This is a genomic window from Streptococcus suis (assembly GCF_019856455.1).
GTDB classification, from domain to species: domain Bacteria; phylum Bacillota; class Bacilli; order Lactobacillales; family Streptococcaceae; genus Streptococcus; species Streptococcus suis_AE.
Window position 1 is genome coordinate 1,869,056 of the sequence record NZ_CP082205.1, and the last position, 17,385, is coordinate 1,886,440.

The window sequence follows — 17,385 nt, forward strand, 5'->3', positions numbered from 1 at the left end:
CTAGAAAGAGCCTAGTTCTTAGCTTCGGGCATTGGCCACTCTGATATTCGTGGATTGGTTACCTACAGGTCAATGGTTCTGCCGCGAGTCCTACTCTCTATAAGCGTGGATCACAATTGTGCCACTTAGTCGTTTCGTAGATGACTCAAACCTTGAAGTCCTAAACTCCTTCAAGATACTTTCCATTCAAACATGATTTCAATCCTTATTTCTGTCCAAATTCACCCAGTGATTTTGGATAGAAATAGGGATTCCTCATCGCTCTGCGATGATAAAACTTAATGGTCAAAAGTGTACATGAAAACAAGCGCTAACTTCAAGCTATTCTTCCTGTCATCATCCCCCAAATAAAACCAGACAATTCTCGTGCAATAGCTGTTTTAGCAACATTTTGTTTCTTATTTTTTCCTAGAACAAGTGTGCGATAACGTCTTCTTAAGCGTTCATTAGCCTTATCCGCATAAGCAATCACCTCCACTCGGTTTCCACTTTGTCTCCTTTTCAATTCTTTGGATTTATACCCAATCGTCCCCTTAGCCAATGATTGTGCAGCTTCTATCAGAAGTCGTCTCACATGGCTATTCCCAGCTTTGGTGATAGCACCTCTTCTCTCCTTGTCGCCGCTAGAATTTTCGCTAGGAGTTAGCCCAAGATAAGAAGCAAAATGTTGAGCTGTCGCAAAGCGATTAAAATCACCGATTTCTGTCACAATGGAAAGAGCAGTTAGTGTTTTAATGCCAATAAAGCAAGAAAGCCGTGAGACCTTCTCTTGATAACTGTCGCTTTGACCCAGTTGCTCAATTCGTGCATCATACCGTTCTATTTGATCTACTAATTTCTCATAGGTCAATAGATATTCTGTCAAAATCTCTGCGTAAAGTCCCTCAGGTTTTAGGGAACGGAGCCAGCGAACATGTTTCTGTGTCCAATTACTGCTTCCCTCGGTATAGCGAAAATCATGTCGGAGACAGAAGGCAAGAATTTGTTGTTTGATTTTCTTCAGAGCCACTTTGTGGTCTGTTCTCATACGGATATATTCTTTGACTTGTTCATCCTCAGCAGTAGGAATATGAACAGGCTGATAGCTACGAAAGGCCAGAGCTTTTGCGAGCTGAGCCGCATCTTTCTTATCAGTCTTAACACGCTTAGATCCTTCCTTCATTACCGTTGTAGGTGCCATCACGATACAGGGAATCCCGTGAGCTTGTAGCTGGTGATATAGGGTAAATCCGAGGCATCCAGCTTCGTAGCCACATAACACTTCTGCATCTTGACCATATAAACGACGAAGCTCATTCACATAGTTCACAATATAGCTAACATTTGGACTAACTTTAGTGCTATGTTTGAATTGATTGGTCATCATATCATAATAGCAGAGTGAAAAACTTTCTTTGTGAACATCCATTCCGATGAAAAGTGTGGTAAAATGAAACATATAAGACCTCCAATTGAGTGTGGTAATTCCTGTTAGAAGTTGATTGTTTTTTTATTCTAGTGTACAGGTAAATCCACGAATTCTCAACTGGGGGTCTTTACATATTGTCTATAAAAGCCAAAACGGCGCCCTTTGGCTCTCACCAAGGGGCGCTTTCCTATAGAAAGAGGAACCTATGTCAACTTTTTCCGGATTTTATAAAAAATCACGCCAAGAGCGCATTGATATTCTCCGTCAGAATCGTTCCCTATCCGAAGATAGCTTAGACGTTCTATACAAAGACGAAAACCTGCCAGAAGCAATTGCGGGAAAGATGGCAGAAAATCATCTAGGAACGTTTTCCTTACCTTTTTCTGTACTTCCAGAACTTCTAATGGATGGACAAACTTATTCTGTACCGATGGTTACTGAAGAACCTTCTGTGGTTGCAGCTGCATCTTTCGGAGCCAAAATCATCGCTAAATCTGGCGGTTTTACAACGACTATTCACAACCGTATCATGATTGGACAAGTTGCCCTCTACGATATTTCAGACCATAGTAGAGCGACACAGGCGATTCTTGACCAGAAGGAGAGTATTTTAGAAACTGCCAATCAAGCACACCCTTCCATTGTCAAACGAGGGGGCGGTGCAAGAGAATTGACTGTTGAGAGTAAGGATGAGTTTTTGATTGTCTATCTTCAGGTTGATGTACAAGAAGCCATGGGAGCCAATATCCTCAATAACATGTTAGAAGCTGTTAAGGATGACTTAGAAGAGCTCAGCAAGGGACAGGCTTTGATGGGAATCCTCTCCAACTATGCAATGGAGTCACTGGTCACCGCCAAATGCCATATTGCCATCCCTAGTCTGGCTATTAGCTCTGCCATTGCTCAAGAAACTGCTCAAAAAATAGCCCTGGCAAGCAAACTGGCGCAAGTGGACCCTTATCGTGCTGCGACACATAACAAAGGGATTTTTAATGGTATAGATGCTGTCGTTATCGCTACAGGAAATGACTGGCGGGCAGTCGAAGCCGGGGCCCATGCTTATGCCAGCCGTGATGGGCAATACAAGGGGCTTTCTACTTGGTCCATTGATGGCGAGCACTTGGTCGGCTCCATCACCCTACCTCTTCCGATCGCCTCCGTCGGTGGCTCTATCGGGCTCAATCCAAAGGTAGCAGTCGCTTTTGACCTTCTCCAACAACCAAAGGCACGCCAATTAGCTTCTATCATCGCTTCTGTCGGTCTCTGTCAGAACTTTGCTGCCCTGCGTGCTCTTGTTACTTCAGGGATCCAGGCTGGTCACATGAAGCTCCACGCAAAATCCCTAGCGCTACTTGCTGGCGCCGAGGAGCATGAAGTAGACCAACTAGCCCAACTCCTGCGGAAAGAAAAGCACAGCAACCTAGAAACTGCTCAAAAATTATTGGCAAAAATGAGAGGACATTGGGAGTGGGAAAGAACTCGACCAAGATAAAAAGAGTTCGTCTTCCCACCCCCGCACAGTTGATTAGGCCAGATTTGGAGTGCAAAACACGAACAAATCTGCCAATCAACCACTGCGCTGAGATGTTGACACGAACTCTGAGTAGTGGTCCTGGGCTTTTTGCCCAGCCTCACTCTATTATTTGCTCCATACGGAACTTTTGTGGTTTCATTCCTTGGCGTTCATAAAAACGGACAGCTCCTGCATTGTCAGCCCATACATCCAAGGTAAGATTGTGGCAACCCTGCTCCTTAGCATAGGAAAGAGCAAATTCATAAAGCTGCTCGCCAATTCTTTGACCACGCGCAGAATTGGCTACACATAAATCATCAATAAACAAGGTTTTAACTGGTTCTAAAACACCGCCTGTTGCGGTAGATAATTCACAAAAAAGATGCCCAACCACTTGTCCCTCTAACTCAAAGACAAAAATAGGCTTATCTGGATTTTCCAAAAGTGCTACTAATTCAGCCTCAGAAAATTTTTGACCTGCACTTTTAAAAATATCTGGTCGTGCCTGGTGATGCACCTGTAAAATATCTTGTAATAATTCATTTAAAACTGGAATATCAGATTGTCTGGCTTTACGGATTGTCATAAAAAATCTCCCCTTTTTTATTTTTTCTATTATAGCACATGTTTATTTTTTAACAAAATAGGTCTGCAGACCGATGAAGAATCTGAAAATTCATGTATACTATAAGTGTATCCTAAAATTTTTCATAAATCTCCTAAAAAATCAGCTGCCCAAGGCTGGTTTTTTGTTGTATTAAAACGAGAATGTGTAGTGTGGAAAACTACTAATACTCTTCGAAAATCAAAATTATCCGTTGTCAACTTGCCTTGATGAACTCCAGTTCTATCTTCGGCTTCGTTTCCTAGGCTACTTTTGATTTTCATTGAGTATAAAGTTTTGCTCCTTATTTGCCGCTTAAACAAGAAAAAAGCCTACTGCACGACGTAGAAACGTTGATACAATAGGCTTTTTTCACGTTATTCCTCGCTCTTTTATTTCTAGGCGAGGGATAAAACAGTCTATCCCCAGTTTTGCTCTCCCGTTTTCAAGCAAAAGATAAAAAGGTCCACTGGACCTTTTTATTATTTAACAGCGTCTTTGAGAGCTTTACCAGCTTTGAATGCTGGAACTTTTGAAGCTGCGATTTCGATTTCTTTACCAGTTTGTGGGTTGCGACCTGTACGTGCTGAACGCTCACGAACTTCAAAGTTACCAAAACCGATCAATTGTACTTTTTCACCAGCTGCAAGGTAGTCTGCTACTGCTCCGAATACTGCATCAACAGCTACTGCTGAGTCTTTTTTAGTCAATGAAGTTGCTTCTGCAACTTTTGCAATCAAATCTTGTTTATTAGCCATTTGCTAAGTCCTCCAATAATTTTCTGAGTTATTACTCACTTCTATATAGTACCGAATTTTAGGCGTTTGGTCAAGTTTTTAATGCTATTTCACTGTCTTTTTCTGTAGATATCAACAATGAATTGGTCGTTGTACAAATCAATCGTATTCGCCTTTCCATACAGACCAAATTTGTTCTTCAGTTCTGTCAGTTGAACCTGTACTTGCGCTTGTTCGAAGTCTATTTTTACAAAGGCAGGTAGTTTATAATTTTTTTGTAAATAAGCTAATACCTCTGCTTTCGGCAAGGATAAACTTCCAACTGATATTTCTGTTATCCGTAACAAAATACTGCCATCTTCCATTTTGCTAGGTTGAAAATAAATGTAGAGTGGGATAGTCACACCAAAAACCTGATAGCTGCCTTCAAAAACTACTTGTTGACTCGTTATGAATAATTGATAGGAAAACTCTTCCGTCTGATACTCTTTTAGATAGTTAGTGATGGTTTGGTTGAGCTGTTCCCTATTAGTGGAGAAGGTCCCAACCTTGGTATCTTCTCCACTAGTCTGAACGAGCTTTGTTAAATCCTCTCTATCTGTTTGAATCCGTGTATAGAGGACTATTCCGCAACCAATCAATAAAGCCAACTGGGCTAAAAATAGCCATTTCCAAATATTAAGGTTCCCAGCTTTCCGTGGTCTCATTCATTCTCTCCAATATCGCTTTTTTCATAATCTCATATCTAGTATTATTGGGATGGAAACTGTCTTCCTCATACAGTAAATTATTGGTAACTTGGCTACCATTTTGACTAATACCAGCCTCCCCTTCCAATCCTTTATAGAGCAAATCATTAATCGGAACAAAGTAGACATGCTGATATTTTTCAGTTATCTGTTCTGTCATCGTATTCCAATTATCAACAATTGTCTGCATTTCTGTCAATTCAGGAAAATTGAGGTAGAGTGGATTGTAAATCCCGACAACATAGATGGGAAGATTTGGATTATTCTTACGCGCTGTCTTAATAATTGTATCCAATCGTTTTCCGTAATCTTTTGCGGGCTTATCAAAAGTTGAAACTTTGAGATTGGCAATGTTTTTAATAATAGCCTTGCGCAAATCGTTGCCACCAACTGTCAGAGTTAACAGATCTGCTGTTTTTAAGTAACTTATCAGCTCGCCATCTTCCTTCATTCGCTTAAGAATCTGATTACTGGTATTCCCAGAAACTCCGAAATTTTTATAATCTACTTCATAACCATAATCGTTAGTTAGAGATTGAGCCAACAAGGGAACAAAGCCCCCCTGTCCAGTTGTATCTCCAACACCTTCTGTCAAAGAATCACCAAGTGCCACATATCGAAAACTGATTTTTTCTGATACGGTAAGCTCTTGTCTGGAGATGCGAGATGAGGCAACAGGAATGAGTTGATGAAATAGAAAAATCGACCCTAGAATTGCCAGAAAAAAGAAAACAAAGCCTTGAATCAACTTCCTGTTATTCATAACGAATCAAAATAGCCCAGGCATCCTCACCGGTATGAGTTTGAATGATGGAACCTGTCTCTAAAACAGAAATTTCTTTTGAGACGTACTCTTGTAATTGACTCTTCATTTCATTTGCAAAATCAGCCGTTCCTGAATAGGAAATACCAATCTCGGCTACTTTTTTATCTGCTAGAGTTGCCGTGAACTCTTCCAGCCATTTTTTAAAGGTCTTATTACCTCGTCCTTTGACAATCGGAGTCAGCTGATGGTCTTTCATTTCCATGATGACACGGATATTGAGTAGGCTACTCAGCATCCCTTGAACACGTCCAATACGACCACCCTTGACCAGATTTTCTAGGGTTGATACACCGATGTATAATTCCGTTTTTTCTTTGACTGTTTCAATAGCTGCAAGGATTTCTTCTTTGCTTGCACCAGCTTGTGCCATACGTGCTGCTTCTACAACTTGGAATTTTTCAGCCTGATCTGTAAAGCTTGAATCGAGTATTGTCACATCAGCACCTGATAGGGTTGCTCCTTGTCTAGCAGCTTCTACTGTCCCTGACAAGGCATGCGACAAGAGAATAGCAATAATCTGACTGCCATCTTTAGCCAAGTCAGCAAAAGTTTCCGCAAAGAGTCCTACTGGGGGCTGGCTTGTTTTTGGCAAGTTTTTCGACCCACGCATGAGCTCTAAGAACTCTCCTTCTTTTAAATCGTTGTCAGAGTATACGACTCCGTCAACCATTACAGATAATGGAACAACTGTTATATTCAATTCTTCGACCAAACTGGGTTCGATAGTCGTACTTGAATCCGTAACAATCTTAATCTTTGACATATTTCATCCTACAATTCTCTTCAATTTTGCCATCTATTATAACAAATTTTAACTAAAAAATAAACTTTGGACATAAGCAAAAAGGCTAGTCGCCTAACCTTTTTCTACTAATTCTTTTGCTTGATTACGGGCTGCATCTGTGATTTTGTCACCGGCTAACATCTTGGCAATTTCCTCAATACGCTCTTCTTTGGTCAAGAGACGGACACGAGAAACAGTCGAATGTTCGTCGGATATTTTCTCAATAAAGAACTGATAATCTGCAATAGCAATGACTTGTGGTAGATGAGAAATCGCCAATACTTGACCATATTGTCCGATTTTATAAATTTTCTGGGCAATTGCCTGGGCCACACGTCCAGACACCCCTGTATCCACCTCATCAAAGACAATAGAAGTTTTACCTTCTTTACGGGCAAAGGCTGACTTAATGGCCAACATCAAGCGAGACAATTCTCCTCCAGAAGCTACCTTAACCAGTGGTTTGAAGTCTTCACCTGGGTTGGTAGAGATGTAAAATTCTACTGTTTCATTTCCTTCTCGATTAAATTTTCCTTTAGTAAATCGAACTTGGAAACGAGCTTTCTCCATATACAAGTCTTGCAATTCTTGGCGAATAATATCTTCTAAAACAAGAGCCAATTCATGGCGTGATTGGCTGAGCTGACCTGCTCGTTCAACCAATTCTTTCTCTAAGTTCTTAAGCTGAACTTCCAAATCATCACCAGATAAATCATTGCCTGTCAATAGATTGTATTCTTCACTGATTTTACTAAAATAGTCCAAAACATCATCGACAGTTCCACCATATTTCTTCGTAATGGTATTGAGCAAATCCAGGCGACTTTCTAATTGCAAGAGACGATTGCCGTCAAAGTCTAGATTATCCACCACATCGCTGAGACGCTTGGTCACATCTTCAACGACATAATAAGCTTCTGTCAGACTAGAAGAGAGCTGTTTGTAGTCTGGATCAAATTCTTCCAGACTTTGCAAGTCACTCATTGCTGAGCGTAGGTTGTTCAAGCTTGAAAAATCTTCATTGTCTAACAGTGCATAGGCATTGGTCAGTGTATCTGCAATTTGTTTGTGGTTGAGCAGTTTATCGCGTTCCTGATTGAGTTGAATATCTTCACCAGACTTCAAATCCGCTGCTTCGATTTCAGCAATTTGGTATTCTAGCATCTCAATCCGCGCCTTGTGTTCTTGCTCATTTTTTTGCTTTTCAAGAACTCGTTTGCGAAGACTACGGTAAGCATCAAAGGTTGTCTGATAACGGTCTTTAAGACTCCAAAATTCATCTTCTCCGAAACTGTCCAAAAGACGGATATGGTGTTGGGACTTCATCAATTCTTCCTGGTCATGTTGACCATGAATATCTACTAAATATTGCCCAATCTGTTTCAAGACAGATAAATTGACCATTTGTCCATTGACACGACTGACCGAACGGCCATTTTGTAGGATTTCACGACGGATAATGAGCTCGTCAGCTACTTCAATCCCCTGTTCAAGCAAAATCTGCTCGAGAGCTCTGCTATTTTCAAAGGAAAAAAGCCCTTCAATCTCAGCCTTGGCGGCCCCATGTCTGATAACATCTGTCGTCGCACGCGCCCCTAGCATCAGGTTCATGGCGTCGATGATAATGGATTTACCTGCACCTGTTTCACCAGATAGGATGGTCATCCCGTTTTCAAAATTCAGTGATACCTGCTCAATAATGGCGAAGTTTTTAATGGACACTTCTAGTAACATGGCTACCACCCTCTAACCGTCTGTTCGATTTGCGAAATAATGCCTTCGTTTGTAACAATGAGCAGAATACTGTCATCATCAGCAATCACTGAAAAAACATGTTCTTGAAATTGTTCCAAAATCCGGCGTTTGACCACAGCAGAGCTTCCAGGTACCAGACGGAGATTAATCATTTTATCCATCACTGAGACTTCAAAAACATTCTGCGATTTTACCTTAACAAGACCTGCCTTTGGTAAACCATAAATATATCCCTTATCCGCTGATGGAACCTTAATAATGCCAAGTTCCTTGATATCACGTGAAACCGTTGCTTGTGTCGCATTGACACCCATTGCTTCTAGACGTTCAACAATTTCTTCCTGTGTATCAATAGGAAATCGGACTACCAAATCTTTAATGACTTCTAATCGTTCTCGTTTATTCATCCTTTTTAAATTCCTCATGTGCTTGATAGACTGTAGTTGTTATGACCTCTTTATCAATCTGGTTTGGTTGTGTTGATTTTTCTAAGTGCGCTAAAAATTCGATATTGCCATGACCGCCTTGAACAGGGGAAAAGCTAAGGGCTTTGACTGAGAAGCCTGTTTCCACGGCCATTTTTGTCACATCTTCCAAGACTTTCAAGTGAACGGATTTATCCTTGACAATGCCATTTTTCCCAATCTGTTCACGTCCAGCCTCAAATTGAGGTTTGACCAAGGCTACAACCTGACCACCATCCACTAATATACGATGGAGTGCTGGCAAAATCAGACTCAATGAGATAAAGCTGACGTCAATGGACGCAAAACTTGGTTGACCAAGTTCGAAATCTTCCAACTCAGCATAGCGGAAATTGTACTGTTCCATGCTGATCACGCGATCATCTTGGCGCAATTTCCAAGCGAGTTGATTGGTACCGACATCCACAGCATAGACCTGCTTGGCACCAGCCTGCAACATGACATCTGTAAAGCCACCTGTTGAGGCTCCAATATCAATCGTCGTTTGCCCCTCAACTGCTAGGTCGAAAACCTGCAAGGCCTTCTCCAATTTCAGACCGCCACGGCTGACATACTTGAGTTTTTCACCTTTGAGTTTGAGCTCAATTCCTTCATCAATCTTCTCACCAGGTTTATCGTAGCGTTCCCCGTTGATGACGGATACAACTAAGCCAGCCATAACACCACGTTTGGCCTGCTCCCGCGTCTCGAAAAGCCCCTGTTTAAAAGCTAGTACATCTACTCTTTCCTTAGCCATTGATTCGTAAACTTTCTATCAATTGATACACTTCTTGCCCCTTAAAGCCATTGTGTTCTTCTAATTCCTTAAAAATGGCCACGGCCTTATTCAATGAATCCTGAACAATGAATTTGGACTCTTCTAACCCTAACAAGCTTGGATATGTTGCTTTTTCAGCCGCCAAATCTTTCCGAGGCGTTTTGCCCAATTCATCAAAATCTGCCGTTACATCTAAAATATCATCTCGAACCTGGAAGGCATGACCAATCAACATCCCAGCTTGCCACAAGGAACCGACAACGGAACTAGGCTGTTGCGTAATAATCCCTACTGCATGAAATGGGAATGTCAATAATCGACCTGTCTTGTTGCTATGGATATTTATCAGGTCAAAAATTTCCAATTTTTTTCCTTCACCTAGCATGTCCAGCATTTGACCACCGACCATCCCAAAGGTTCCAGATGCTAATGACATAAGCTGTACCAATTCAAGTAAAACCTGGTTTGGCAAATCAGCCAGAGACAGGAGGCCAAAAGCGTCCAAAAAGAGGCTATCGCCTGCTAAAATAGCTGTCGCTTCGTCAAATTTCTTATGATTGGTGAGTCGACCTCTACGGTAATCATCATCATCCATGGCAGGAAGATCATCGTGAATCAGGCTTCCCGTATGAATCATCTCTAAGGCAGCGGCCACTTGGTAGTGGGCTTGCTGTAATTCTACCCCAAATCCTTCCACGATTTGAAGCAATAAGACCGGTCGAATCCGCTTTCCACCACCATCAATCGAATACAAAATCGCATCAATTAATTCTTCCGAAACAATTGTTCCACGGTTGTAATAAAAATCGCGAATTTCCTGATCAATCCGTTTCACATCAACCATTAATCCATCTCCGCTTCACTGCCATCCGCCTGCATGACCTTGACCAAGGTCTTTTCAGCTGCAGCTAGTGTCTTTTGTAGATCTTTCGATAGAACCATCCCTTTTTGAAACTCAGCAAGTGCTTCTTCCAGAGCCACATCGCCTCGCTCTAATTTGGTTACGATTCCTTCTAATTCAGCTAGATTTTCTTCAAATGTTTTCGTCTGTTTGGACATGTTTTACCTCCACATCAAGTTGACCATCCTTCATCTGGATGGTTAGGTTTTCACCAATTTGTACATTTTCTACACTATCGATCACCCGACCATCTTGACGAATCATGGCGTAGCCACGGGCCACGATGCGACTGGTATCCAGCATAGTCAAGGCCTCAATCAGCTTGTCCGCCTTGGCCATCTTATTGTCATAGATATTAGCCATATTGCTCTTCAAGAGTCGTTCTTGCTGGATAATTCTCTCTTGGAAACTCTCTACTTTACGACCTGGATGCACACCTTGTAATCGTTGCTGTAGTAGGAGACTAGCCTGTTTCTGCTGGCTGTAGAGTTCTTTCATCCGTGTCTGCAATTGATTGGTCAAGCGGTCTAATTTTTGTAAATAACCATCATACAAGCGTTCAGGCTGGCGGAACATGACTGACTGGCTAATTTTCTCAAGCTGGCCTCTTAGGAATTTCAAACGATTGGTCATGGCCTGATAGGCTCTATTTTCCTGCTGATTGAGGTAGCCCAGTAAGTCTGCCTTGGTCACAGGTGTTGCTAATTCTGCGGCAGCTGTTGGAGTGGCAGCTCGTTTATCTGCTACAAAATCAGCCAGAGTCGTATCAGTTTCATGACCTACGCTGGAAATGATTGGAATACGGGATTCAAAAATAGCCCGAACCACAATTTCTTCATTAAATGCCCAAAGGTCTTCGATAGAACCACCACCACGGCCAACAATCAGAACATCCAAGTCATCCCGTTCATTGGCTCTTTGAATATTGGCGACAACTTCTTGAGCAGCCCCATCTCCTTGCACCTTGGTCGGATAGAGAACAATCTCTACGCCTGGAAAACGTCGGCTAACGGTTGTAATAATATCCTGAATAACAGCTCCACTCGGACTGGTAATGACACCGATTTTCTTGGTAAACCGTGGCAAGGCTTGCTTGAATTCTTCTTTAAATAAACCTTCCTGTGTCAGAGCTTGTTTGAGCTGTTCAAACTTGATTGCCAAGACTCCAATACCATCTGGCTCAGCTTTTTCAATGACAATGGAATAGGAACCATTTGGTTCATAGAGCTGAATGCGCCCAATGACATTGATTTTCATTCCCTCTTCAAGCTCAAAGCCCAGATTCTTATAGACGCCTGCCCACATGGTCGCTTGGATGACTGCCTTGTCATCCTTGAGCGAAAAATATTGATGGCTAGGGCGTTTACGGAAGTTGGACACTTGACCTGTCAAATACACCTTCTCCAAATACGGATCGCGGTCAAACTTTAATTTTAAATACTTAGTTAGATGACTAACCGATAAATATTCAACCATGTCCACTCCTTCTATATTGTATCCCTACTATTATACCAAATTTTGCACTTTTATACAGAACTATGCCTATTATTTCCGATAGCTTTCCTGTGTTTTTTCTGCGTTTTACTATATAATAGCTTGTGAGAAAATAAGAACTTGTTGACAGGTTCTAAGGAGATTTATATGAAAATTGATGATTTACGAAAAAGTTCTAACATTGAGGACCGCAGGGGACAATCCAGTTCTAACTCATCTTTCTTGTCTGGTTCATCTGGAGGAAATGTTCTATTGGGACTACTCTTTTCACGACTTGGTTGGAAAGGAAAACTACTTGTTCTTGTCCTTTTAGTAGCCTTCGGAGGCATGTCAAACCTTGGTGGGCTGCTTTCCCCCTCAACAAGGACTAATCCTTACCAATCGAGTCAAGTCACAACAACTGGTACAGATATGTCTGATGCAGATGCTGAATTCATGAGTAAGGTTTTAGGATCGACAGAAGATTTTTGGGTCCAAGAATTTAAAGCCAATGGTTTAACCTACAATGCACCGACTATGGTTTTCTATACTAACCAGACCCAAACTGGATGTGGAGTGGGTTCCGCCCAAGCCGGTCCATTCTATTGCTCTGCTGACCGCAAGATTTATATTGATACTTCTTTCTATCAAGAATTGTCTAGCAAGTATAAGGCTGCTGGTGACTTTGCCATGGCTTATGTCATCGCTCATGAAGTTGGTCACCATGTCCAAAATGAATTAGAAGTTCTTGGGGCCTACCATCAAAAACGGGCTCAACTATCCGATAAGGAAGGCAATGCGCTAAATGTTCGCTTAGAATTGCAAGCTGACTATTATGCAGGAGCCTGGGCCAAATATGTTGATGGACACGGCATCTTGGATGCTGGTGATATTGACGAAGCTATGAATGCTGCCCACGCAGTTGGTGACGACACTCTTCAACAGGAAGCCTACGGTCGTACTGTTCCAGACAGTTTTACCCACGGCACTTCTGAGCAAAGGAAAAAATGGTTTAATCTCGGTTATACCTATGGTGACCTTGCTCACGCCGATACATTCTCCGTAGAGAAACCGTAAACATCCATAGCCTCTCGTAGCAATAAAGAAACTCTTGCAACATACACTTTTGCAAGAGTTTCTTTATAATATACAACTGACAGAAGCCAATTTACACATACGGTACCACTTTTAAATATGAAAACTGAATCATGTAAACTTACTCATCAACTCTAATTAGAGCGGTATCCTAGTTTCAAACAATATCACAATTATTATTTAGCAAACTTTAATTATTTCCAGTTATCTCTGCTGCAGACTGCACAGTTCCGTTTGGAATAATCACTGTTTTCAACAAGTTATTTTCCTCGTGAATACGTCTGTATAAGATAACCATGTAGACTGGAAATAAGATGAGAAAACTATATGTTGCATGACACAATAAAGCTAAACCGATTAATTCTGGTATAATATTTAGGAAATAGTTAGGATGCTTTACAACACGAAACAACCAATGATCAACAAAACGATGATCTTTTACCAACATGAGCTTAACTGTCCAAATATCACCTAACAATCGTGTTACCCAAAATAACATTCCCATTGAAAACAGCAAGAATATCAAACCTAAGCTACTAAGCGTATCAAACTTGGCGTGTCGCACTACTGCTTCAACCAAACATGATAAATAAAATAGAATATGTACAACTGTTAATAATTTAGTATTTTGAACACCAAATTCTGAACCGCCGTTTTTCAAAATCCGTTTTTCGTTTTTAATGGAAATCTTCAAAAAATAGATTCTCACCAAAAAAATACAAATAACCAAAAAAACAACCATAAATCCCTCCTGTATTTTAACAGATTTTATCAAACACATTCATTATACAAGGTTAGACTGTCGCCATTCTATTCCTCTCCTGTTTTTTTCCTATTTTCCATTTTTCCATTTGAGACTACAATAAAAGAGACCTGTTTTCAAAAATGGATGAAATCATGTCTCTTTTATAGTCTTTTAGTTTACTTTTAGTACTAGGCAACGAGCTGCAGACAGCTTGTACAGTCGAGTGACTGTGCAAGGTTGGAGATAGCACTTGCGGAGCAAGTCACCCCTGCAGAGTACAGCAAAGCGAGTTCAAACAATCCAGCGGAGTGTTTGAAGTTGGAAATAAGGAAACGGAGTTTCCTCTTACGTCGAAGTAATAAAAGAAAAACTAAATGTCTATATTATAATTTTACCTATATCAATTCATTAGATTGCAAATGAATCATAAAACGCATAGTTTGTGTATCAGAAGCATAAAAAGTGTACGGAAAGCCGTGTTTTTCTAATATTTTCTGTACAATAAACAAACCAATCCCTGTACCACCATCTTTCTTATCACGGCTGTAGTCTGGACGATAGAATGGACGAAAGACTTGATCCAATTCCTCGTCACTTAAAACACGTTCAACCTGATTTTCGATTATTAATTGATTTTGGCGTAGTACTACACGAATAATAGCTTCTTTACATGAGTACCGAAAGGCATTATCTAAAATATTCTTAATAGCTTTTAAAAAATAAACAGGATTTCCTTCAATGAGAACCGGTGATAGTTCTACTTCAAATTGATATCCCTTAACCTCTGCCAAACTCTGATAACTTGTTAAAGAGGAATCAATCAACCGATCTAATCGGATTTGTTCTCTGCTTTCCTTTAAAGCCATATCAAGATTTGTAGCTTCTAAAATAGAATGAACTAGCTCAGATTGTTCCTGCAAGATTTCCTTGCACTTTTTTAAATATGTATCATGGTCCTTAAATGGTCCCACATTATAAATCATGCCTTCGACTAACCCCAACATACTAGCTATTGGAGTTTTTAATTCGTGTGATGTGATACGGAGGAAATCAGACTTCTCCTTCTCACGTGCCATAGCACGTTCATTTTCCGTTCTTAATTCATCGATACTTGACAATAACTTGCTATACAGGCTGTTAATATCCTGAGCCAATGCTGTTATTTCATCTGTTCCTACAACAGCACAACTGATTCCGGATTCTAACGATTGCATCCGTCTTGTTGTTTCTGAAATTCTTGCTATTCTACGAGTGGACAGCCTACTGTAAACAAAAGCTACCGAAACTGCCAGAACAATAATCAACAGCAATATGAATGGATAAAAAGTTACCAATGTTTGACTGACATCCGATAATGAGTGGAATCCATAATTAAATAACAGATAATATGTAACTCCTTCTGCCGATGCTATCTCGACGCCCCCAGAACCAATTTCATCAAAATCTCCATTTTCTAAATACTCTTTCTCATACTTTTTGGCCATTTCATCATTGGGGTCTGGATAAATAATTTCTCTATCACTCGAAAAAAGACTAATAATAATCTTCGGAGTTTTTCTGTCGTAATCATCAATCTCAGATATAATCTTAGCTTCTGGCATCCCATCCAATTGTTTAGCCACAGTCATATAATCATGTCTCAATTCCTGTTTCTTAACCTGATTATAATATATAGGCATAGCATAATACAATAACCCTAACAATGTTACAGAGATGAAAGAAATCATCACAGCAACAACTATGAAATTTTTTCTAGCAATCCCCATATCAAGTATCCTCTATTTGATAACCACGACCAACAACTGTCTTCAAAGGAAGTGACGGCAATTTTTTACGTATATTCTTGATATGATTATCTAAGACACGACTATCCAATTCCGTATATCCCCATATTCCCATCATCAAGTTATCACGACTAACAATTTTCCCACGTCGTTTAGCTAAATATAGTAAAACTTCATATTCTTTTTTTGTTAATTGAACTTCTTCTTCTTCCATATAAACTGCCCCACTAGTTGGTTGAATAAGAATTGTTCCTATCTCAATGCTATCTGTATCTCCTTTTCCTCTCAAAATATTCTCAATCCGTTTTACCAATATAGTTGGTGAAAATGGTTTAACAACATAATCACTTATAATCTGATTAAAACTAATAAGCTGTGTATATTCGTCACCCATGGCTGTCAGCATCAAAATTGGAATCTGAGAAGTTTTGCGAATTTCCTTCAGTACTTCCAAACCTGTCATAGACGGAATCATGATATCTAAAACAATTAAATCGAATTGTTCTTCTTGAAACCTTTCTAAAGCAACCTTTCCATCAAAAACAGATTCTACCTGATAACCATATTCTTTTAAAAACTCACAAACAACTTGACTAATAACTATGTCATCCTCGACAACCAAGATCCTTGACATTTTTATACCTCCTCGTAAAGTTCTATTATAAAATATTATTATACAATTATATACCGATTCGTACAATGGTGCAACTCTATCATAGATAAATAGAGCATCATGTTCTGCTATTTCAGCTTTCTTTTGACTTCTTCTGTTTAAAACAGATAAAAAACAGATGAAACCAAGGACATATATAGATTTGTTTGATAAACTGAACTAAACAAAAATGAAAGGAGCTATCCCATTATGTGGAGTCCAAAAAAATTAACCGTATTAAAATGGTTTGATATTCTCATTCTAACAATTATTTTATTTGGAGATGGAATCATCAACTCTACTCTCCAATACATAGCCTTACAAAATCAAACTACAACTCTTCAAGAAAATTTGACATTTTCAACAATGGACAATTATAAGGCTTTGGCTCTACAGTTAGTTTGGCTCACAATAGCCATCTTCTATCTATTACTCCGAAATTTTGATTTCTCAATTTGGAAAAAACATATTTTTATTACTCCTTGGGTTCCATTACAAGCTGTTGCCTTATTCATTTTCTCTGCATTATGCTTGGATATCTATCATTTAGTATCCTATCAGTTTCTAGCTTCCAACACTCCATCCATGTTTCAATTATTTCCTAACATTGATTTATCACTGATTTTGTACTCATTGTTGAACGGATTTTATGAAGAAATTTTCTTCCTTAACCTGTGCTTACTGGTTAACCCTAAATATGCAAAATGGGCATTTTTATATTCATTAATTATTCGATGCAGTTTCCATACCTATCAAGGTTTAATTAGTGCACTCGGTTTAGGCTTAATTCTAGGAACTATTTTCTATCTACTTTATCAAAAAATAAAACCTAAAAATTTATTACCATTTTTCCTAGCACATGCTGTGGCTGATGTTATCGGTTTAACTATTCTATCATATATTCTATACTAGTTATCTAACAGATAATTTGAACACAAGCTATCCTCATATCACCAAAGACTGAGTGGATACCTACTAGTCATGACCACCCGTGAAAACGGGTGGTTTATTTTATGTAATTTAGAGAAAAGAGTGCCAAAAAACGCATAAAATCGTGTTGCTAAGAACGTTGATTTTATGCATTTTATTATCAATATTTTTATTGAAATTTATATTT

At 39.7% G+C, this 17,385-nt stretch carries 19 protein-coding genes; 3 read left to right on the top strand and 16 right to left on the bottom strand.

Annotation, left to right across the window (positions count from 1 at the left end; genetic code table 11):
• Positions 1–316 precede the first annotated feature (316 nt).
• Entirely contained in the window at positions 317–1,438 is a 1,122-nt protein-coding gene (locus tag K6969_RS08950) for an IS110 family transposase (RefSeq protein WP_321537345.1), read from the bottom strand.
• Between the two features lie 175 nt (positions 1,439–1,613).
• Between K6969_RS08950 and K6969_RS08955 the strand changes: the two genes are divergently transcribed.
• Positions 1,614–2,900, top strand: coding sequence for a hydroxymethylglutaryl-CoA reductase, degradative (locus K6969_RS08955; RefSeq protein ID WP_029174056.1), 1,287 nt, complete (start codon positions 1,614–1,616; stop codon positions 2,898–2,900).
• Between the two features lie 139 nt (positions 2,901–3,039).
• Here the strand turns inward: K6969_RS08955 and K6969_RS08960 are convergent, their stop codons facing one another.
• From K6969_RS08960 to xseA, 12 genes are all read right to left on the bottom strand, one after another.
• The gene (locus K6969_RS08960; RefSeq protein WP_024376715.1) at positions 3,040–3,507 is read right to left on the bottom strand and encodes a GNAT family N-acetyltransferase; all 468 of its coding nucleotides are present in this window, start codon (positions 3,505–3,507) and stop codon (positions 3,040–3,042) included.
• Between the two features lie 122 nt (positions 3,508–3,629).
• Positions 3,630–3,809, bottom strand: a complete 180-nt coding sequence (locus K6969_RS08965) for a hypothetical protein (RefSeq protein WP_029174770.1) — start codon at positions 3,807–3,809, stop codon at positions 3,630–3,632.
• Positions 3,810–4,007: 198 nt separating this feature from the next.
• The gene (locus tag K6969_RS08970; RefSeq protein WP_029174769.1) at positions 4,008–4,283 is read right to left on the bottom strand and encodes an HU family DNA-binding protein; all 276 of its coding nucleotides are present in this window, start codon (positions 4,281–4,283) and stop codon (positions 4,008–4,010) included.
• A gap of 89 nt (positions 4,284–4,372) precedes the next feature.
• Entirely contained in the window at positions 4,373–4,969 is a 597-nt protein-coding gene (locus tag K6969_RS08975) for a YpmS family protein (protein ID WP_029174768.1), read from the bottom strand.
• Complete coding sequence (locus K6969_RS08980) at positions 4,941–5,774, bottom strand: SGNH/GDSL hydrolase family protein (protein WP_029174767.1); 834 nt, start codon at positions 5,772–5,774, stop codon at positions 4,941–4,943. Before K6969_RS08980 ends, K6969_RS08975 begins: the two co-directional genes overlap by 29 nt.
• Positions 5,767–6,600: a DegV family protein gene (locus K6969_RS08985; RefSeq protein WP_002936253.1), complete on the bottom strand. Its 834-nt coding sequence runs from the start codon at positions 6,598–6,600 to the stop codon at positions 5,767–5,769. Before K6969_RS08985 ends, K6969_RS08980 begins: the two co-directional genes overlap by 8 nt.
• Before the next feature lie 93 nt (positions 6,601–6,693).
• A complete protein-coding gene (gene recN / locus K6969_RS08990; RefSeq protein ID WP_029174766.1) occupies positions 6,694–8,355 on the bottom strand; it encodes a DNA repair protein RecN in 1,662 nt (553 codons plus the stop codon).
• Between the two features lie 2 nt (positions 8,356–8,357).
• Positions 8,358–8,783 (bottom strand): arginine repressor, encoded by a 426-nt coding sequence (locus tag K6969_RS08995; protein WP_002942941.1) that lies wholly within the window; start codon positions 8,781–8,783, stop codon positions 8,358–8,360.
• Complete coding sequence (locus K6969_RS09000; protein WP_014637114.1) at positions 8,776–9,597, bottom strand: TlyA family RNA methyltransferase; 822 nt, start codon at positions 9,595–9,597, stop codon at positions 8,776–8,778. The genes K6969_RS08995 and K6969_RS09000 overlap by 8 nt, the downstream gene beginning before the upstream one ends.
• Positions 9,590–10,462, bottom strand: a complete 873-nt coding sequence (locus tag K6969_RS09005) for a polyprenyl synthetase family protein (protein ID WP_014637115.1) — start codon at positions 10,460–10,462, stop codon at positions 9,590–9,592. Before K6969_RS09005 ends, K6969_RS09000 begins: the two co-directional genes overlap by 8 nt.
• Positions 10,462–10,677 carry an exodeoxyribonuclease VII small subunit gene (locus K6969_RS09010; protein ID WP_014637116.1) on the bottom strand — a complete coding sequence of 72 codons (216 nt, stop codon included), beginning with the start codon at positions 10,675–10,677 and terminating at the stop codon, positions 10,462–10,464. Before K6969_RS09010 ends, K6969_RS09005 begins: the two co-directional genes overlap by 1 nt.
• A complete protein-coding gene (xseA, locus tag K6969_RS09015; RefSeq protein WP_014637117.1) occupies positions 10,652–11,995 on the bottom strand; it encodes an exodeoxyribonuclease VII large subunit in 1,344 nt (447 codons plus the stop codon). Before xseA ends, K6969_RS09010 begins: the two co-directional genes overlap by 26 nt.
• A gap of 165 nt (positions 11,996–12,160) precedes the next feature.
• Here xseA and K6969_RS09020 point away from each other — a divergent pair, with 165 nt between their 5' ends.
• Positions 12,161–13,069, top strand: a complete 909-nt coding sequence (locus K6969_RS09020) for a neutral zinc metallopeptidase (RefSeq protein WP_029178827.1) — start codon at positions 12,161–12,163, stop codon at positions 13,067–13,069.
• A gap of 208 nt (positions 13,070–13,277) precedes the next feature.
• On the opposite strand, the gene K6969_RS09025 is transcribed toward K6969_RS09020, so the two are convergent.
• From K6969_RS09025 to K6969_RS09035, 3 genes are all read right to left on the bottom strand, one after another.
• Positions 13,278–13,829: an isoprenylcysteine carboxyl methyltransferase family protein gene (locus K6969_RS09025; protein ID WP_024418639.1), complete on the bottom strand. Its 552-nt coding sequence runs from the start codon at positions 13,827–13,829 to the stop codon at positions 13,278–13,280.
• Positions 13,830–14,227: 398 nt separating this feature from the next.
• Positions 14,228–15,598: a sensor histidine kinase gene (locus tag K6969_RS09030; RefSeq protein WP_174852210.1), complete on the bottom strand. Its 1,371-nt coding sequence runs from the start codon at positions 15,596–15,598 to the stop codon at positions 14,228–14,230.
• Position 15,599: 1 nt separating this feature from the next.
• The gene (locus K6969_RS09035) at positions 15,600–16,250 is read right to left on the bottom strand and encodes a response regulator transcription factor (protein WP_024376704.1); all 651 of its coding nucleotides are present in this window, start codon (positions 16,248–16,250) and stop codon (positions 15,600–15,602) included.
• A 228-nt stretch (positions 16,251–16,478) separates the two neighbouring features.
• On the opposite strand from K6969_RS09035, the gene K6969_RS09040 reads away from it, so the two are divergent.
• Entirely contained in the window at positions 16,479–17,180 is a 702-nt protein-coding gene (locus K6969_RS09040) for a CPBP family intramembrane glutamic endopeptidase (protein ID WP_015647212.1), read from the top strand.
• Positions 17,181–17,385 lie beyond the last annotated feature (205 nt).